The 18,557-nt window shown below is 52.3% G+C and carries 18 protein-coding genes and 1 tRNA gene; 9 read left to right on the top strand and 10 right to left on the bottom strand.

The features are described from left to right. Positions 1 to 228: 228 nt before the first annotated feature. Both ompA and sulA read right to left on the bottom strand, forming a co-directional pair. On the bottom strand, positions 229 to 1,287 hold the full coding sequence (gene ompA / locus ACMV5I_RS03680) for a porin OmpA (protein WP_121606487.1): 1,059 nt from the start codon (positions 1,285 to 1,287) through the stop codon (positions 229 to 231). Positions 1,288 to 1,646: 359 nt separating this feature from the next. Continuing rightward, a complete protein-coding gene (sulA, locus tag ACMV5I_RS03675; RefSeq protein WP_141131841.1) occupies positions 1,647 to 2,153 on the bottom strand; it encodes an SOS-induced cell division inhibitor SulA in 507 nt (168 codons plus the stop codon). Between the two features lie 232 nt (positions 2,154 to 2,385). Here sulA and ACMV5I_RS03670 point away from each other — a divergent pair, with 232 nt between their 5' ends. Further along, a complete protein-coding gene (locus ACMV5I_RS03670; protein WP_202672620.1) occupies positions 2,386 to 3,042 on the top strand; it encodes a TfoX/Sxy family DNA transformation protein in 657 nt (218 codons plus the stop codon). A 4-nt stretch (positions 3,043 to 3,046) separates the two neighbouring features. Here ACMV5I_RS03670 and yccS read toward each other — a convergent pair whose 3' ends face one another. Further along, complete coding sequence (yccS, locus tag ACMV5I_RS03665) at positions 3,047 to 5,182, bottom strand: YccS family putative transporter (RefSeq protein ID WP_414823697.1); 2,136 nt, start codon at positions 5,180 to 5,182, stop codon at positions 3,047 to 3,049. Between the two features lie 34 nt (positions 5,183 to 5,216). Next, positions 5,217 to 5,660 (bottom strand): YccF domain-containing protein, encoded by a 444-nt coding sequence (locus ACMV5I_RS03660; RefSeq protein ID WP_024485658.1) that lies wholly within the window; start codon positions 5,658 to 5,660, stop codon positions 5,217 to 5,219. 202 nt (positions 5,661 to 5,862) lie between these two features. Here ACMV5I_RS03660 and helD point away from each other — a divergent pair, with 202 nt between their 5' ends. Beyond that, complete coding sequence (helD, locus tag ACMV5I_RS03655; protein ID WP_414823696.1) at positions 5,863 to 7,917, top strand: DNA helicase IV; 2,055 nt, start codon at positions 5,863 to 5,865, stop codon at positions 7,915 to 7,917. Between the two features lie 181 nt (positions 7,918 to 8,098). On the opposite strand, the gene ACMV5I_RS03650 is transcribed toward helD, so the two are convergent. Both ACMV5I_RS03650 and ACMV5I_RS03645 read right to left on the bottom strand, forming a co-directional pair. Continuing rightward, the gene (locus ACMV5I_RS03650; protein ID WP_021182049.1) at positions 8,099 to 8,557 is read right to left on the bottom strand and encodes a methylglyoxal synthase; all 459 of its coding nucleotides are present in this window, start codon (positions 8,555 to 8,557) and stop codon (positions 8,099 to 8,101) included. Positions 8,558 to 8,684: 127 nt separating this feature from the next. After that, positions 8,685 to 9,344 (bottom strand): DUF2057 family protein, encoded by a 660-nt coding sequence (locus ACMV5I_RS03645; protein WP_414823695.1) that lies wholly within the window; start codon positions 9,342 to 9,344, stop codon positions 8,685 to 8,687. A 240-nt stretch (positions 9,345 to 9,584) separates the two neighbouring features. Between ACMV5I_RS03645 and ACMV5I_RS03640 the strand changes: the two genes are divergently transcribed. Continuing rightward, entirely contained in the window at positions 9,585 to 9,998 is a 414-nt protein-coding gene (locus tag ACMV5I_RS03640; protein WP_414823694.1) for a CoA-binding protein, read from the top strand. Positions 9,999 to 10,096: 98 nt separating this feature from the next. Here the strand turns inward: ACMV5I_RS03640 and hspQ are convergent, their stop codons facing one another. Further along, positions 10,097 to 10,414 (bottom strand): heat shock protein HspQ, encoded by a 318-nt coding sequence (gene hspQ, locus ACMV5I_RS03635; RefSeq protein ID WP_021182046.1) that lies wholly within the window; start codon positions 10,412 to 10,414, stop codon positions 10,097 to 10,099. A gap of 61 nt (positions 10,415 to 10,475) precedes the next feature. Further along, the gene (gene rlmI / locus ACMV5I_RS03630; protein WP_414823693.1) at positions 10,476 to 11,666 is read right to left on the bottom strand and encodes a 23S rRNA (cytosine(1962)-C(5))-methyltransferase RlmI; all 1,191 of its coding nucleotides are present in this window, start codon (positions 11,664 to 11,666) and stop codon (positions 10,476 to 10,478) included. A 93-nt stretch (positions 11,667 to 11,759) separates the two neighbouring features. On the opposite strand from rlmI, the gene yccX reads away from it, so the two are divergent. Next, on the top strand, positions 11,760 to 12,038 hold the full coding sequence (gene yccX / locus ACMV5I_RS03625) for an acylphosphatase (protein ID WP_414823692.1): 279 nt from the start codon (positions 11,760 to 11,762) through the stop codon (positions 12,036 to 12,038). Positions 12,039 to 12,045: 7 nt separating this feature from the next. Here the strand turns inward: yccX and tusE are convergent, their stop codons facing one another. Together tusE and yccA are read right to left on the bottom strand one after the other, a co-directional pair. Further along, entirely contained in the window at positions 12,046 to 12,375 is a 330-nt protein-coding gene (gene tusE / locus ACMV5I_RS03620) for a sulfurtransferase TusE (RefSeq protein ID WP_024485653.1), read from the bottom strand. Positions 12,376 to 12,484: 109 nt separating this feature from the next. Continuing rightward, positions 12,485 to 13,144 carry an FtsH protease modulator YccA gene (yccA, locus tag ACMV5I_RS03615; RefSeq protein ID WP_021181987.1) on the bottom strand — a complete coding sequence of 220 codons (660 nt, stop codon included), beginning with the start codon at positions 13,142 to 13,144 and terminating at the stop codon, positions 12,485 to 12,487. A 228-nt stretch (positions 13,145 to 13,372) separates the two neighbouring features. Here yccA and ACMV5I_RS03610 point away from each other — a divergent pair. The 5 genes from ACMV5I_RS03610 to ACMV5I_RS03590 all read left to right on the top strand — a co-directional run bounded on the left by ACMV5I_RS03610 (position 13,373) and on the right by ACMV5I_RS03590 (position 18,488). Then, positions 13,373 to 13,460, top strand: a tRNA-Ser gene (locus ACMV5I_RS03610). Positions 13,461 to 13,835: 375 nt separating this feature from the next. Further along, entirely contained in the window at positions 13,836 to 14,711 is an 876-nt protein-coding gene (ppk2, locus tag ACMV5I_RS03605; RefSeq protein ID WP_202672439.1) for a polyphosphate kinase 2, read from the top strand. Positions 14,712 to 15,261: 550 nt separating this feature from the next. Next, a complete protein-coding gene (locus ACMV5I_RS03600) occupies positions 15,262 to 16,506 on the top strand; it encodes an aromatic amino acid transport family protein (protein WP_414823691.1) in 1,245 nt (414 codons plus the stop codon). A 67-nt stretch (positions 16,507 to 16,573) separates the two neighbouring features. Continuing rightward, the gene (locus ACMV5I_RS03595; RefSeq protein WP_261143740.1) at positions 16,574 to 17,173 is read left to right on the top strand and encodes an ATP-dependent Clp protease proteolytic subunit; all 600 of its coding nucleotides are present in this window, start codon (positions 16,574 to 16,576) and stop codon (positions 17,171 to 17,173) included. 352 nt (positions 17,174 to 17,525) lie between these two features. Continuing rightward, positions 17,526 to 18,488 carry an ABC transporter substrate-binding protein gene (locus tag ACMV5I_RS03590; protein ID WP_174334547.1) on the top strand — a complete coding sequence of 321 codons (963 nt, stop codon included), beginning with the start codon at positions 17,526 to 17,528 and terminating at the stop codon, positions 18,486 to 18,488. Positions 18,489 to 18,557 lie beyond the last annotated feature (69 nt).

Below are 18,557 nucleotides of genomic sequence, written 5' to 3'. Positions count from 1 at the left end.
CAAAATCAATGGCGGCATCGATTTTACGGACCAGATGGTCTTCGGGAACCAGTTCATCAAGGGTAATGGTTTCAAACTGGTACTGATGGGGAGAAGGTTCTTTGAGCATGGCAGTCAGTCCGTTTTTTGCACTGACCTTATTAGATCAAAGTCCTGGCCTCACGGCCAGGACTTTGTCATCAATCTGAAACCCCGCAATGCGGGGTTTTTTACTAAGAAGCGTTTTACTTAGCCCTGAGGCTGAGAAACAACTTCTTTGATACCTTTAACTTCGATCTCTACGCGACGATCTGGAGCCAGACATGCGATCTGAGCTGCAGTTGCGCGGCCTGAACGATAGCCACAGGTGTCACCAGTGATTGGGTTAGCTTTACCCATGCCACGTGCAGAGATCTTGTCTGAAGGGATACCTTTAGACACGAGGTAATCCACAACGCTTTGTGCACGTTGCTCAGACAGGCGCAGGTTGTATTCTGCTGAACCTACTGCATCAGTGAAGCCCAGAACTACAACAGAACCGTCTTTCGGATCCAGTGAGCTCAGTTGGGTGTACAGCTGATCCAGAGCTTGTTGGCCTTCTGGCTTCAGGGTCGCTTTGTTGAACGCGAACAGAACGTCAGAAGTCAGAGTGAACTTCTTGGTCTCAACAACTGGAGCTGGGGCCGGAGCTGGAGCTACTACTGGAGCAGCAACTTCCTGGCCAAAGCGGTAGGAAACACCTACGCTCAGCATGCCGTTGTCTGGACGTGCGCCAACGGTACCTGCATCACCGATGTTGTTAACCCACTGGTAGTCCAGGCGGGTAGCCCAGTCACGGTTCAGTGCGTATTCAACACCCACTGCTGCCAATGGAGAAACGCCAGTGTCATGGTTGCCACCGTTAGAGCCAGCACCATCACTGTCTGCACGCCATACCATGCCGCCCAGACGAGTGTAGATGTCCAGATCGTTCATGATTGGGTAGCTCAGTTTAGCTGCCAGTTGAACGCCTTGAGCTTTGAAAGAACCGGTGTTAGCGCCGGTATATTTCATACGACCTAACCAGTCGTAGCCCATTTCGAAGCCCAGGTATTGGTTTGCCTGATAGCCAACGAACGCACCAGCACCAATCTGGTCTTTACGTGCGTCGTTATCAACGGTGTAACCGTTACCGTAGAAACCGGTGTCATGGAACTGGGACCAACCCAGTTTAGCACCAGTGTACCAAGTGTCGTCTTTTGGTGCGGCTTGCGCTACTGTAGCGAAACCTGCCAGTGCCACTGCTAATGCGATAGCTGTCTTTTTCATTTTGCGCCTCGTTATCATCCAAATAGGCAATGAGCTTTAAAGCTGCTTTAAGCCCTTGGTTTAAATTCCTTCGCCAAGGTTTGAGCCCTCGTTTGTTACTCTGCCAGTTTTTCTGGCGTTATAGAGCAACCTTGGCGATGTAAAGTCTACAACGTGGCGCGAAAGTTACAAGTGTGATGTGATAAAGCTCTAAAAAAAAACATGGAATTAGACATATCCTCTAACATATCGGGGTGCTAAACGAGACTTTTTTTCACCTGGAAGGTCGCGCCGAACCGCAGCCAACCTCGCTTTTCGCCCGATCTGCCTGCGATTGCCAGACCAAACGATAAAAGTGATGGGAAAAGTCCTAAATTTACTTAATGATACAAAGAAGAGTGAATTTTTAAGGTTGAACAGTGTCTGTCGGCAGCAACGATGTCACGTTGGGGTCGCATAATGAACCCATAGGCATTGCCCAATTCTGCCGCTCTACTTAACCTTAGACGATCCTCTTGTGTCAATTCAGGTAGCCAGCCAAGCACCACGCTGTAATTTCCTGTCAATAAAGCCTTCTCCATGGCGTCTACGGTAGCCAGTGGATTGATCTGATTAAGCTGTACGACCTTATCAACCGGCAGGCTGGCCTGCTGCAGCCAGGTTTTGCTCAGTTTCTGCTGCGGGGTCAGCCACAGTAACCAACGTGATTGCCTGCCTAACTGTTGCAACAACGGCACCAGCAACTGGGCTACGGCGGGTTGCCGCTCATTGTAAACAAGCTCACTGATTAGGCCATTTTCGTTGCCCGCTTGCGCAGGGATCACCGCTTGCTCCGCCGGCATTGAGGATTGGCTAAAATGAGGTTGATAAAGTGATTGAGTACGCATGTCGTCTCCCGCCCGTAGTGTTACTGTATGTATATACAGTATAGCCATCGAAACAGAAGATCAACCCAAATTTTCGTAACGCTTCGCATAATTGAGATTATTTATTGTACGTCTTGAATTTATGATTGGCACGACTAGGGATAATGCGTATTTTTTTTAATTAGTTGTTCCAGTTACGTTTATTCCAACCGAAACATGCCTAATGGCTGTGGCTTCATATAAGGAGAGTTAAATGAATGGAGGATCGTTAAGGAGGATCGAACAGGCAAAGTCCTGCTTTGCCGCCCTGGGAAATATTGCCATACGCTCGCAGTTTGGCGGCTATGGCCTGCTGGCGGACGGCACAATGTTTGCGGTCATTACCGAAGGTGAGCTGTATTTGCGTGCAACAGAAAGTCTGGAAACCGCATTCCGTGAGCGTGGCATGGTGAATATGACCTATTTAAAGCGAGGGGTCCCCATGGTCATGCGCTATTACTGGGTGAATGAAGAGTTGTGGCGGCAGCGTCGCGAACTGTGTGCGCTTGCCTGGCAGGCTCTCTGTGAGACGCGTAAAGAGATTAAGGTGAAAAAAAGCTGCAATGGCAGATTGAAAGATTTACCGAATATTGATGCTTCACTAGAGCGCCAGCTGTGGCGAGCAGGCATATGCAATATTTATGATTTTCGCCTGTTGGGGGCTAGAGATAGCTATCTGAAGTTGCTGCAACAGCAAAAAAATCTGGGCATGAAAGTGCTGATGTCACTGGCGGGTGCCATGGCGGGCTACCACCATGCCGCCTTGCCTAATCTACAAAGGGAGGCGTTGACCGAATGGTTCGAAAACAACGCGCTCCTTCCCTCCTTTGATGCGCGGTCAAAAGACCGCGCCTGCGGCCCACATCCTTGAACTATCAACCGGCTTGAGTAATTTGTGTATTAAGTGCCGTCAGCTCTGGTAGCAATTCGAGCACCAGGCCAATTTGCTGCAACACCAGCTGTTCTTTGCTTTCCGGCTCCGGAACCAGCGCAGTAATACGCTCGGAGAGGGCTTCCAGTGCCTGCGTGATACGCTGACGATCATGAGCGTCGTGGTGTAATGCACCATCAACATAGCAAACCGCATCGTTGAGCAAATCCAGCACGGCGGCACTTTCCAGGCGCTCACGGTGGGCACCCAGGGCAGAAATATAGCTCAGCAAGGTATGGTTAAGGCACAGCAGGCGAAATGCCGCTTCCTGAATGGTTTTATCGGCTTTAGGGTCGGCAGACATGTTAGAGATCACCGACGCCAATTCGGCATCGCTATTATGGGCATCGCGGCGGGCAATACGATAAGGCAGGCCGTTATCCTTGCCCTGATGGTATTGCACCAGAATGGCATCCAGATAGCGACAGTCGGCATTCAGTGTCTTACGCACCATGGCCGGTAACTGACGGAACTTCCAGTCTGGCCAGATAAAACTCACCGCTGCCCAGGCGATGGCACAACCCAGCAGGGTATCGTAGACGCGCGGGGCAGCCACTTCGAACCCTTCGCCCAGCAGGTTAAAGCATAGCAAGACCAACAGGGTGATAAACATCGTGGCGTGGGCATATTGCACGGTTCGGAAGGCGAAGAACAACACCCCCGAGATCACGATCAGAATCAACTGCCCTTCCAGCGAGGGCACAAAATACAGGATCGGCAGGCCAATCAAAATGCCCGCCAGAGTGCCGATGATCCTTAACGCCAAGCGCCTGCGGGTGGCGTTGTAGTTAGGCTGGCAGACAAACAGGCTGGTCAGCAGGATCCAATAACCGTGCTGCATCCCGGTCAGTTGAATAAACGCATAGCCCACGCACAACACCACAGACATACGGATGGCGTGGCGGAATAGGGCGGATTGTGGTGTCAGGTGGCGGCTGATACGCAGGCGAATATCGCTCCAACCGGTGAGCCGGTCGTCTGACAGGTTGTTTTCCTCGGCCTGGCCACTCGCCAAGGACTGCTCAGATTCGATATTGGCCAACTGGGCGTCAATTGCCCGTAAATTCTTCAGCAGATGGGATAGCGCTCTGGTTAGTTCGCGATTTTCTGGGGTAATGGTAATCCGGGTCAGAGCCTCTTCCAGGCGTGAAAAAGCGGGCTCAAAACGCGGGCTATGCAGATATTTCTGCCGTAGCAGTATCGACTGCGCCAGTTGCTGGCAGGCACGGGCCTGCTTGGCCAGCAGCCGCTGGAAACGGAACAGAATATCGCTGTGGCGGAACTGTTGGCTTAGCGCCTGATACTGTACGTGAGAAGAACTGGCGCGCTCATGGATATCCTGAGCGACAAAATAGTAGTGCAGCGTTCTGCGGGTGCCGCGCTGGCCACGGTCGCCTTTCAAGCGGGTTAGCAGTGAAGCCTTGGTCAGGTTAAGCGTGGTGACCAGTGTGCTGTTAGCCATCGCCACGTCTACCCACGGCAGATCGGCGTCCGATTCGGCATCTGGATCGAACAGGTTGGCCTTGGCATCCAGGTAGTTGGCCAACTGTTCATAGCAGCGGGCCAGGTTTTCCTGTAGGGGCTTGATAGGGAATAGCAGATGGCCGATCAGCGTCAGCAAGTTGTACCAAACGGCACCGATAATCAGCAGGGTAGGTTGCTGGTACCAGGCATCGTACATGGAGGTGCCAAGCATGGTGTAGACGGCGATCAGCAAGGCACCGAAGGCGATAGTGGCGTAACGCTGCCCTAATGCCCCAAGCAGGATAAAGCCGCAGGTTGAGGTCGTCAGCCCGAGGGCAAACAGCCAGGGGTAAGGAAACAGCAGTTCAATCGATGTCGAGGCCACAAAAAAGCAAACTAGCGTAATGAGCAGATTTCGCAATCTTCCTGCCAGCCGGTCGTCCAGATCCGCTAGCGCGGCGGCAACGACACCCAGCGTTAACGGAATGGTCAGTTTAGGGACGCCCAACCACCACGGCACCGCAGAGGTCCCGGCCAGAGCGATAAAAATACGCAGGTTATAAAGCAGGTTACTGTTATAGGTATAACGCCGAATTTTGGGTGCTAAAGAGAGCACGACAAGCTCCTAAATGGGAGAAAAGTTAACGCGATTAAAAGCGGCGGCGGGCGTTCTCGATCCGCGCCTGTTGGGCCACCTCAACCGGAACGACGCGGCGGCCTACCGGCCACAGGGCGATAGCGGCTATCTTGAAATTGGCGATGCCTACCGGAATACCAATAATGGTGATGCACTGGGCGATACCCGCAATAATGTGTGACAGGCACAGCCACCAGCCGAACAGGACCAGCCAGACGATATTCAGCAAAGAACCGCCAGCAGCCAGCAGGGCATTGCTTTTCTCTGGGTATAATTCATCGACATGGATCGCTTCGTTGCCAAATGGCAGCAGGGAGATTTTGGTAATTTCCCAGCAGGAGCGGGTTAATGGCAGGGTGAAAATCAACACGACGCTGAAGAAGGTGGCAATCAGCCAGCCAAGCGTGGTGAAAAAACCACCCAAAACGAAATTAAGAACGTTCAATACAGTACGCATAGTCGTCATTCTGCTCTAATGATGGCCAAACGGCACGGGGGGAAGTATTCATCAGCATAACGCAAAAACTATTCTACCCTTTTTTTAACGCTAGAGTGCCATTGCTTAACGCGGGTAAACTGGTAGCAATTCTACCCTATGGATTTCAAGCTGCAGCTTGAAAGACGACGGGTATATCTCAACTTGATTATGGCGTGGGCATATGGAACTTAAAGCGACATCGCTGGGCAAGCACCTGGCACAGCATCCCTACAACCGCGTACGGTTGTTGCATGCTGGCGTTGAGGTGAGCGGCGAGAAGCATGAATACCTGATCCCTTTCAACCAGTTGATCCAGGTGCGTTGTAAACGCGGGATCGTCTGGGGGGAGCTCGAGTTCGAACTGCCGGATGAAAAGGTCGTGCGCCTGCACGGTACCGAATGGCAGGAAACCCAACGCTTTTACCACTATCTGCAGCAGTCCTGGCAGCAGTGGAGTAGCGAGATGAGTGAAGTGAGCGCCGAGGTATTGCAACAGCAGGTCGAGCATATCCGCCAAATTGAGCAACAGGACAAGTGGTTCAAGCGTGCCGAATTGAGCAATTTGCAGCAGCAGATCCGCCAGTCGTTTGGCGCATTGCCAATGCCGGTGGCGCGGCTGGAAGAGTTTGAAAACTGCCGTGAAAGTTATCACTTGTGCCTGCAGTGGCTCAAGTCTGGCCTGCGCAGCGTGGCGCAACGCAATCAACTGTGGTGCGACCGGATGCTGGAAACCCACCAGGATTTCTTCCAGACCGTTGAAACGTCACCGTTGAATGAATCGCAAAGCCGGGCCGTGGTGAACGGCGAGGACGCCGTGTTGGTACTCGCAGGAGCCGGTAGTGGCAAGACCTCGGTGCTGGTGGCGCGGGCGGGTTGGCTGCTACTGCGTCAAGAGGCCGAGCCTGAGCAGATCCTGTTGTTGGCATTTGGGCGCAAAGCCGCCGAAGAGATGAACGAACGCATCCAGGAACGTTTGGGCAGCGTGGCGATCCAGGCGAAAACGTTCCATGCGCTGGCACTGCAGATTATCCAGCAGGGTAGCCGCAAAGCGCCTGCGATCAGCAAGTTGGAAACCGACAGTAAAGCGCGCCGGACGTTGCTGATCACCCACTGGCAAAAACAGTGCAGCGAGAAGAAAGCGCAGGCCAAAGGCTGGCGGCAATGGTTAACGGAAGAGCTGGAGTGGGAATTGCCCGAGGGAGATTTCTGGCATGACAAGCGTCTGGCAGAGCGTTTGAGTGGGCGCCTGGAGCGCTGGCTTGGCTTGATGCGCACCCACGGAGGTAGCCAGGCCGAAATGATAGAGCAGGCTGACGAAGAGATCCGCGATCTGTTCAGCAAACGCATTCGCCTGATGGCACCGTTGCTGAAAGCGTGGAAAACCGCGCTGAAGGATGAGGGAGCGGTCGACTTTGCCGGGCTGATCCATCAAGCCGTCAATCTGTTGGAAAAAGGGCGCTTTATCAGCCCGTGGAAACATATTCTGGTGGACGAGTTCCAGGATATCTCGCCGCAGCGTGCGCAGCTGCTGGCGGCGCTGCGTAAGCAAAACAAGCAGACCAGCCTGTTTGCGGTCGGCGATGATTGGCAGGCGATTTACCGTTTCAGCGGGGCAGAGCTGTCGCTGACCACCGCCTTTGCCGAGAACTTTGGCGTAGGCGATCAGTGTGCGCTGGATACCACCTACCGCTTTAACGATCGGATCGGTGAAGTGGCCAACGGCTTTATACAGCAGAACCCGCACCAGTTGAAAAAGCCGCTCAATAGCCTGACCAAGGGCAACAAGAAGTCGGTGGTTATCCTGCCACAAGAGCAGTTGGAAGCGTTGCTGGACAAGCTAAGTGGCTATGCGAAGCCGCAAGAACGGATCTTGGTGCTGGCGCGCTACCACCACCTCAAGCCGGAGGTGTTGCAAAAGGCGGCGACGCGTTGGCCGAAGCTGAATATCGAGTTTATGACCATTCATGCCAGCAAAGGCCAACAGGCCGACTACGTGATCATTGCCGGGCTGTATGAAGGCAAGGATGGATTCCCGGCGGAGGTCCGTGAATCCGTGCTTGAAGAGGTATTATTGCCTCAGCCAGAGGATTTCCCGGATGCGGAGGAGCGGCGTTTGCTCTATGTCGCCCTCACGCGGGCCAGACATCAGGTTTGGTTATTACAAGACCGCGAACGCCCGTCGGTATTTATCGAGCAGTTGCAAGATATTGGCGTGCCGTCGCAAAGAAAGCCGTAAACCACAGGCCTGAGACTGCTGACAAATCATCACCGTGCTCCCAACGTAGGGGCGCTGCATGCTGCGCCCGCTGTATAATCAATGGGTTAGCAGATACTGGTATAGATGGATTCCGACCAATTCAGCAATATTGCCACTTTGTCATCAATCTGAGGCCTGGTATTCCACCAGGCCTTGGGCATTATTTCAGGCGTTCGGCGAGGTACTTTTCGTAATCAGGAATAGCGATCACCACTTCGCTCTTGAACAGCGAAGAGTCGATCAGGAAATCGGCGGTGGAGCGGTTGGTCGCCACCGGGATGTTCCAGACCGTGGCCAGGCGCAGCAAGGCTTTGACATCCGGGTCGTGGGGGACGGCGTTTAGCGGATCCCAGAAGAAGATCAGCATATCGATCTTGCCTTCGGATATCAGTGCACCGACTTGCTGATCGCCGCCCATCGGGCCACTCAGCATGCTTTGCACCGGGATACCGCTGGCCCGCTGGATCAAATTGCCAGTAGTGCCCGTGGCATACAGCTGATGCTGGGCAAGTATTTCCTTATTGTCTTCAACCCATTTCAGCAAGGCCTGCTTGCGATGGTCGTGAGCAACGAGCGCAATATGCTTGCGCGCTGCGATGGTGCGGGTGGTTTGTTCCATATCGCTATCCTTGGAAAATCGAATGATTCGCCACAGATTACTGAAACTGTATTTCACTGCCTAGTGCCAACGTGGGAAATTGCGAACAAACCACGCCTTTACGGCATAAAGGCGTGGTTGGCAGCATTTAACGGTTGCGAGATTGGCCAGCCCAGGCGATAAAGCGTTTTTGCGTCTCGGGATCGGCGCGCAGGAACCAGTATTGCAGCATTTCCTCGGCAACGTTGTCGCCGTTCAGGGGGATAACCGCTGGGCTACCCTGTGCCGCGGAGATCACGCTGGCACTCAGATGTGCTAACGCCGGAACGGAGGCCTGGCGATTTTGAGCGTTATAATCGGCAACGATCTTCTCCAGGTCATTACCATTGGGCGAGGCTGTTAGCGGTAATACATCGTGTTTGATTGCCAACGGCTTGCCGTGGTTACCCAGAATTTTATAATTCGGCGCTTTATCAAACCGCTGGGCATCCTGCTCATTCTCGATACGCGGTAGCTCGATGGTGACAGCGCTGACGTTTTGACTGTTGAACACCACAATCTGCGCGGATGAAGTGTAAAGCACCTGAGAGCGTGGCTCTTTACGTACGGATTTGGTGACTTTGAACAACAGCTGATGCTGCCCGTCATTTAATTCCAGACTATCGGCCCCTTTTAACAACGAGCCCGTCATTTGCTTGCCGTCGACCATCATCAGTTCGATGTCCGGGGAAAGCTTCAGGGTCGTAGCTGCGGCCGAAACGCTTAGCGATATTCCAAGCAGCCCCGCAACCACCAGACCAAATTTCATTGTTACTTCCTTTTCGTGGAACAGGATGACTAGTGTTGGATACGCCACTAGTTATGTCAAATCTTTTCAGAATGCCGTTTAATTTACATTTACACACATTTTGATGGTATTTGAAACATAGTATTGGGTCAAACCAGCCTGCGAGCAGTATAGACGCAGACTGATAACAAATTTTAACTGATGTTGGCGTTTCGGTTACACTGATGAAGTGCTTTTTGGTAAAAAAATCAGGAGCGAAAAATGCAAGACCTAGCAATTGCAGAGGTACTCAAGCAGGTCAAAACCATTGCGCTGGTGGGCGCCAGTGATAAACCGGCTCGAGCCAGCTATGGCGTAATGGCTTATTTATTGGCGCAAGGCTATCAGGTCATTCCGGTGAGCCCGAAGCTGGCCGGGCAGACGCTGCTTGGGCAGGTGGTTTATGCCACATTGGAGGACATTCCTCATCCTGTCGATATGGTGGACGTGTTTCGTAACTCGGAGGCGGCGTATGGGGTAGCACAGGAGGCTATTGCGATAGGTGCCAAGGTGCTGTGGTTACAAATCAGGGTGATCAACGAACAGGCGGAAGCATTGGCCAAACAGGCCGGGTTAACGGTGATTATGGATCGTTGCCCGAAGATTGAAATCCCGCGCCTGGGATTGGCCCGCTGATTAAGTGAAAACGCCAGGGTTGGCCCTGGCGTTTTAGACTGCTGATAGACTTCAACCAGTTACGCTACGTAGAGGCGCTGGTTTCTCAGGCTTGACGCTTAGTTACGCAGCCGGGGAGCCTGCAACTGGCTGCGAATGGATTCTGCCAGCTCATCCAGAGAAGGCTGTTCAGGGTGTGCATCCTGTGCTTCCCCCGCCAACTGGGCTTCGGCCAGATAAGTGTGAACCGGCTGGCCTTCATCGTCTTCCATCACCACGTGATACCACGGGGCTAGGCGCAACTCGTCGTTGGCTGCAATCTCGTCTGCTTTTGGGTGCTCCAGAGAGTATTCTGGATCGACATCAATCACCACCCCCAAATACCCCAGCAGCCGGTGACGAACCTGCTGACCGATACCGAATTTGCTGGCTATCATATGACCTCCTGAGAAACAGTGCATTGAACTCTATATGAGGACAAAAACAGCGCATTTCAAGTTACATCACCCGGCACGCAAACCCTTTCAGATACAAGCCTTCAGGATAAGTCGCAATCACCGGGTGATCGGCAGCCTGTCGGAACTGCTCTACAAATTGTACATCACGCCCGGCATCTACGGCAGCATCGGCCAAAATTTTCTGGAACAGATCGGTCGGCATCAGGCCTGAGCAGGAGAAGCTGAGCAGAAGGCCGCCCGGGTTCAGCAACTGGAAGGCTAACATATTGATGTCTTTATAACCGCGACAGGCGCTGGCCAACTGATTTTTGTTTTCGACAAACTTCGGTGGATCCATGATGATCAGGTCGAATTTCTCACCCTGCGTGCGGTAGTTGCGCAGCAGTTGGAATACGTCATCACGCACAAATTCAGCCTTGCTCAAATCCAACTGGTTCAGTTCGACGTTCTGCTTGGCGATGTCCAGCGCGGCCTGTGACGTATCTACGCTAATGACCTGCTCACACCCGCCCATCAAGGCAGACACCGCGAAAGCGCCGGTGTACGAGAAGCAGTTGAGCACGCGGCGGCCTGCGGAATAGTTGCGCGCTGCCAGGCGGCTGTCACGCTGATCGAGATAAAAACCGGTCTTGTGGCCTTGTTGAATGTCCACCAGCAGTTTCATACCATGCTCGGTGATCGGTAGCAGGGCCGGGGGAAGATCTCCCAGCACCGGCCCTTGGGTGAGCGGCAAGCCCTCTTTTTTACGTACGGCAACGTCTGAACGATCGTAGATCGCGCAGTCTGGATAGCAGTGCTGGAGAGCAGAAAGCAGCGGGGCGCGCTGATATTCGGCACCGGCGGAAAGTAACTGCAAAACCAGGAAGTTCTGGAAGCGATCGATGGTGATCCCCGGCATACCGTCAGATTCACCGGCGATCAGGCGATAACCGTCCAGCCCGTCACGCTTTGCGACCCAATCACGCCAGCTCTGTGCCTGTTGCAAGCGATTGATAAAGAAAGCGATATCAATATCTTCGTCCTGCTTGAAGGTCCAGACGCGTGCGCGAATTTGCGATTCTGGTGAATAGGCACCGCGTGCCAGCCATTTGCCCTGGCTGTCATGGATATCGATGGTTTCGCCGGACTGGGCTTTACCTTCGACACGGAGAACAGCGCCAGAGAAAATCCACGGATGGCGACGGAGTAAGGACTTTTCACGTCCTTTGGCAAGGATCAAGCGTGCGGTCATAATTAAGTATGCTGCCAGATAGAGAAAAAAGAGTGACACACTCTGGGCATCAGCGCAGAGAATGCCTGTAATGAAATCGATCAGGAGCCGATTATGACACAAGTTTGTATTGCCGCGTATGTCTATGGTGTGGTGCAGGGGGTAGGATTTCGCTATAACACTCAACACCAGGCTACGGCTTTGGGGTTAACTGGCTATGCGCGTAATCTGGATGATGGCAGCGTGGAAGTGCTGGCCTGTGGCGAACAACAGGCCGTTGACCAACTGATGGCGTGGCTGAAAAGCGGCGGCCCACGTAGCGCCAGCGTTGACCGCGTGCTGGTGGAGCCGCGTGGAGTTGCCGAATATAAGGGCTTCAGTATTCGCTATTAACCCGTGGCTAGATACACTTCACCGGCTTTGGCAACCCGGCGATCTTGGTCGCCTGTTTGGCCGGGCCTTTCGGGAACAGGCGATACAGGTAGCGGCTGCTGCCTTTCTCTTCGCCGTATTTTTGCGCCATCGCCTTTACCAGCATGCGAATGGCCGGTGAGGTATTAAATTCCTGATAGAAGCTACGCACAAAGCGTACGACTTCCCAATGCGCTTCGCTCAGTTCAATCTCTTCCTGTGCCGCTAACAGCGGGGCCAGCCCTTCGTGCCAGTCGGCGCTGTTTTTCAGGTAGCCCTGGGCGTCAGTTTCAATCGTCTGACCTTCAAACTCCAACATACAGCCTCGGTGATCGGTAATTCATTGCGGGCCACAGTCTAGCAAACTTTTGCTCCGGCAAAAATAAAGCCCCGCATTGCGGGGCTCAGGTCAAAACAAATGCGCTGTATCAGTTGCTGCGGGCGAAGCCCAGAATGCTCAGCAGGCTGATAAACATGTTGTACAGCGAAACATACAGGCTGACGGTAGCACGGATATAGTTGGTTTCACCGCCATGAATGATGTTGCTGGTTTCCCACAACATGGCACCGGCCGAGAACAGAATAAACAGTGCGCTAATGGCCAGGTGCAGGGCAGGGATCTGCAGGAACAGGTTGGCGATAACCGCCACCAGCAGCACCACGAAGCCCGCCATCATCATGCCAGACAGGAACGACATGTCTTTACGGGTGGTCAGCACATAGGCCGAACAGCAGAAGAACACCACTGCGGTACCGCCCAGCGCCAGCATGATCAGGTCACCCGCGCCAGCGTTCAGGAACGAGCTCAGGATCGGGCCAAGGGCGTAACCCATAAAGCCGGTGAAGGCGAAGGCTGCCAGAATACCGGCAGGGCTATTGGCCAGCTTATGGGTCAGGAACATCAAACCATAAAAGCCGACCAGCATTAACAGCAGCCCAGGAGCCGGTAAGCCCAGCATGGTGCTGGCGGTTGCGGTCAGTGCTGAAAAGGCCAGCGTTAACGACAGCAGAAAATAGGTGTTACGCAAGACTTTATGCGTACTTAGCAAAGAGTCGCGCGAGGAGGATGAGACGACAATGCGGTCCATATGATCTCTCTTATCAGGTCATCACAAAATTAATCATGATGATAGTGCAGTGCAAGCCATTGATTAAAGATTGTTTACCATTCTTTACCCTACGTGACTACTAGGGTATTGCCGCACCCCGATTGTTGATTTCTTCATCGGTCAGCTTGCAGATGCCGTTTTTTCGTTCGGTTGAACGGTTTCAGGCTTTACAACGGGATCGGCTGTGTTTATAGTTCGCTGCATTACGGAGGGGTGGCCGAGTGGCTGAAGGCAACGGTCTTGAAAACCGTCGACGGGAAACCGTTCCAGAGTTCGAATCTCTGCTCCTCCGCCATATTATGAATGACCCCAAGCTCAAAAGGCTTGGGGTTTTTCGTTTTATGCTATCCAGTAAATATACCATCCGCTCCAGATCGGCCAAAGGTAGGGATAAGATGGTATGCAAGTTATTTAGCTATTTGTTCCTCCATCATCAGCTTGTTTCTCTCCGTGACCAATGCAACTTTTCCAACAACAGTAGACATAATGAAGCGGCCTTCTGTTCGCAGCATGAAGAAATAACAACTACGATATTGTATGAGATGAGACCACGTGGTTGCTCATCGGCTCCTGACTCCTTATCCGTCCTGCATACGCAGCCATCCAAGCGCTGTGAGGGGACGTTCAACGTCTAGCTAGCGTCATATTGATGATATTGTGGGGTAACTTCATGACTAACGGAAAGAAAAACAAAATCGTACCCGATGCCAGTCTTTCAAAAGAAAAGAACCCCAAGCGCATAGCAGGCAACCGTGTGCCAAAAGGAAAAGGCACGGTAAAAATACCGGAAAAAAAATATCAGCAAGAGCTCAGGTTGTTACACGAAGAACTTGTCCATTTACAAAGCTGGGTGATTGCCAAGGGGCTGAAAGTTTGCATCGTGTTTGAGGGGCGCGATGGGGCTGGCAAGGGCGGTACGATAAAAGCACTGACCGAAAGAGTCAGTCCACGAGTGTTCCGTGTTGTTGCCCTTCCTGCCCCAACCGAACGTGAAAAAACCCAGATGTACCTGCAACGCTACATGTCTTACATGCCTGCAGCAGGAGAGGTCGTTATCTTCGATCGTAGTTGGTATAACCGAGCTGGCGTCGAGCGAGTTATGGGTTTTTGTACGCCAGAGCAGACGCATCAATTTTTGGAGACGGTTCCGATGGTGGAACGGTTAATCGTGGAGTCTGGCATAATTCTAATCAAATACTGGCTGGATGTAAGCCCAAAGGAACAAGAACGTCGATTGCGTGCACGTATTGATGATGGCCGCAAGACATGGAAGCTTTCAGAGATAGATATCCGTTCTTTCGAACTCTGGGATGACTATTCCCGAGCCAGAGACGACATGTTTGCTGCCACAGATAGCCTTTGGGCTCCTTGGTTTGTTGCTAATTCAGAAGACAAAAAGCGGGTTAGACTAAATGTTATCCACCATTTTCTGCAGCATATTCCTTACAAGCGGTTGCCGAAAAATAAGATTAAATTGCCTAAACGCAAAATCGGAAAATATCAGTCACCAGACTATCCTTTGAAACATATTCCTGAGATTTTTTGAACAAAGTGTCATTCTAATTCATGGCAATTTGCTGTTTAAAAACTCATGGCGTTTTTATCCATTGAGTACCAAAAACTGACGGCGAAAACGATGAGCCTGTATAATCAGAGGGCTGAAGGGTTGTGACGGAATATGGCTGATATAATAGGGATTATTATGAAATGATGCTGGTTATCCTAACCTCAGCAGGCCAACCATTTGACGACTTTCCCACTCTTTTTTATGCCCTCTGATCACGTCCTGCAAAAATCCTCGTACACACCAGCCAGACAATAATCGACTGAAGCACAAAGGTTGCTGGTGCGGTTTGCGCCATAAAGCCGCAGATGCCGCTTGCCATCAGGCTGTTCGCTGAATCGCTGTAATAGTAATCCCCCTTAAAGAGCGCAATTGGATCCCTCAAGTAATCGTGATTGGCACTCGTTTATAGGGCCGTACACTGTATAACCAAGTGATGTTGTTTCATTTTTGTGAATGAAAAGTAACAAGTAACCCTCTAGACGCTAACTTTTCCTGGTCATTAACGCTACCGGGTATCAAAGGATGATCTATGTCTTGCGAAAACATCGGCATTTCCCCGGCATTAGCCGCAGGGGAACGGACTCTTGCACCCGTCAAATCACTGACTTTTCTTGAAGGGGTAGCAATGATAGTCGGCACTAATATCGGTGCAGGCGTGCTTTCTATCGCGTACGCGTCCAGTAAAGCAGGTTATTTACCTTTGCTATTCTGGTTGGTACTGGTTGGCTGTGTAACCACCATTTCTATGCTGTATGTCGCTGAATCCACCCTTCGTACCCGAGAACATCTGCAACTAAGCGGCTTGGCCCGGCGGTATGTCGGTGGTTTTGCTTCATGGGTCATGTTCGCTTCAGTTTGTGTCAATAGTATCGGCGCGCTTACCGCTTACATGTCTGGTAGCGGCAAATTATTGCAATCCCTGCTCGGCATTTCACCTGCGCTCGGCAGCCTGCTGTTTTTTATCCCGGCGGCGTTGGTTCTGTATCTCGGCTTAAAAGCCATTGGCCGTGGCGAAAAATTTATCAGTATTGGCATGGTTGTCATGCTGAGCGCTCTGGTTATTGCGACGCTATTGAAAGAGATCACCCAGATGCGCAACCTGCTTGACGGTGATTGGCTCTTTATGGTGCCCGTGTTCAGTGTGGTGGTGTTCTGCTTCTCTGCCCAATATATTGTGCCTGAGATGGCACGCGGTTTTGCGGATAAGCCAGAACAACTTCCCAAGGCCATTATTGTCGGGATGGTAACGACTTTTGTGCTGTTGGCGGTGGTGCCGATGTCGGTGATCGCACTCAGTGGGTTGGGTAATATTTCTGACGTGGCGACGATCTCGTGGGGGCAGGCGCTTGGCCAATGGGCTTTCTTCTCTGCCAATATCTTTGCGCTATGTGCCATGCTGACATCCTACTGGGGGCTAGGTGGCAGCTTTGTGAGTAATATTTTCGATAAGTTCCGGTTAGGGGACGACGAACGACCGTTGCGCCGCTTCGGTGTGCTGATGGTGGTCGTTTTGCCACCGTTCGCGCTGGCCTACAGTGGTCTGGTTTCATTCGTCAATGCGTTGTATTTCGCCGGTGTATTCAGTGGAGTGATCTTGTCGATCATGCCGATACTGATTTTGCGAGGTGCCCGCAAACATGGCGACCGGGTGCCGCTCTGGCAATGTAACTGGATCACGCATCCGCTGTTGCAGGTGAGTATTGTGCTGTTGTATCTGGGAAGTGCGGTCTATGCGATTGCGTCACTGTTTGGTTATTTGCCGGCTGGCTGGTGATTGTTGCCAGGCTAGTTGCGACGATTGCTGCTATGGTTATCTTTGCCATGTTCGGCCAGGATGATAGATAAAACAGTCGAGGTACAAGATGGAAGAGAAAACGGAAAAAAGTACTCCTCAGCGCGATGCCTTTTTGGATGAGAGAACCTTCAAGTCGCGAACTATCCTGCTGTTTGGGCAGATCAACGACACGGTGGCCTACAATGTCGTCAAGCAACTGGTGGCGCTGTCTGACGAGTCCTCCGCGCCGATTAATTTCCTGATTTGTTCACCTGGCGGCCATGTAGAGTCGGGTGATGTGATCCACGATGTCATCCGCTTTATCAGCGCTCCGGTGAATATGATCGGCAGCGGTTGGGTCGGGAGTGCCGCGGTAAATGTGTTCTTATCGGTGCCCAAGGAACGTCGCTTCTGTCTGACCAATACTCGTTTTCTGATCCACCAACCTAGCGGCGGTATCGGTGGTCAGGCTACTGATGTGGCGCTTCAGGCCAGGGAAATTATCCGCATCCGTGAAAGGATCGCTACCTTGATCGCCAAGGAAACCGGGCAGAAACTGGAAAAGGTCTTGAACGACATTGACCGCGATTTTTGGATGCCAGTGGCAGAAGCGATCGACTATGGCCTGGTATCAAAAGCCATTGTCAGCGAAAAAGAAATAGCCTGAGCATAGCGCAATAACCCACCGTATCATCCAATCCCCAAATAGCCCCAGCAGGCCATGTTGTTCAGTTCCATAACCCACAAGCTGTGCGGGTTATGGACGCTGTAAACGGCCTGCGTATTATCAAGCCCCAATAGCCCAGCCGCAGGGCGTGGCACCTGAACAACCAGAGGCGAAAAGTGGCGGTTTGTGACCCGAATCACTGCCCCATGTAAGCGCACCGAGTGTTTTCTTCTCATTCTGTATGTTAACCACATGATAACAAAACGTTATCCGATAGATGGCGGTAAAACACTGTGCTAGGATGATTAATCACCACCTCTGGCACCAACGCCAACTTGAAAAGGATATGACCATGCCTTTGAATAATAAAAATATTTTTGTAGCTCTCGCCGCCGCTTTATTTGCAGTCAGCAGTTACGCGGCTGCGCCGAAATCCGTGGCGATCCTCTCTATCGTTGACCATCCGGCATTGGATGCCACCCGTGATGGGGTGATTGATGAGCTAAAGGCTGCGGGGTATGACAAGGATAAGGTCAAGATCCAGTTCCAAAGTGCGCAGGGAAATACGGCCACCGCAGGGCAGATTGCGCGTAAATTTATCGGTGACAAGCCCGATGCGATAGTGGCGATTTCAACGCCTGCGGCCCAGTCCGTGGTGGCGGCTACCAAAACCATACCGGTGGTGTTTACAACGGTAACCGACCCGGTGGCGGCCAAGCTGGTCAGTAGCTGGCAGCCGAGTGGCACCAACGTTACCGGCGTTTCAGACAGCGTAGCCATTGGCCCGCAGGTCGATCTGATCTTGCAGGTTAAACCCGATGCCAAGCGAGTCGGCATGGTCTACAGCCCAGGGGAAGTCAACTCGACGGTGGTGGTCAAAGAGCTGAAAGATGAATTAACCAAACGCGGGATGACGCTGGTTGAGGTTCCTGCCGCACGTACTATCGACGTAGCCCCAGCGGCTAAAAGCCTGGTGGGCAAAGTCGATGTGATTTACACCAATACCGATAACAACGTTATCTCTACCTACGAGTCGCTGGTCGGCATTGCCAATCAGGCTAAAATCCCGTTGATCGCCGGTGACAATAGCGTTGCCAAACGTGGCGCGGCTGCGGCGTTGGGGATGAGTTATTACGATCTGGGCCGCCAGACCGGTAAAATCGTCGTCCGCCTGTTAGAGGGTGAGAAGCCAGGCGCAATAGCTCCTGAGGTAGGCAATAAGCTCAGCCTGAGCGTCAACCCTGCCGCAGCCCAGAAGCAGGGTGTCACTCTGCCAGCGGAGCTGGTGCAATCAGCACAAGAAGTCATCAAATAACGATCTGCGTTGAATGATGGTTTACATCGGGTGTAAATGGCCTGCCGCAGGTGGCGGGCCAAGATGTTT

The sequence above is a fragment of the Serratia sp. T13T92 genome, from assembly GCF_047530105.1.
GTDB classification, from domain to species: domain Bacteria; phylum Pseudomonadota; class Gammaproteobacteria; order Enterobacterales; family Enterobacteriaceae; genus Chania; species Chania fonticola.
The sequence above is the reverse complement of the archived record's forward strand: the minus strand, read 5'-3'. Positions and strand labels throughout refer to the sequence as shown.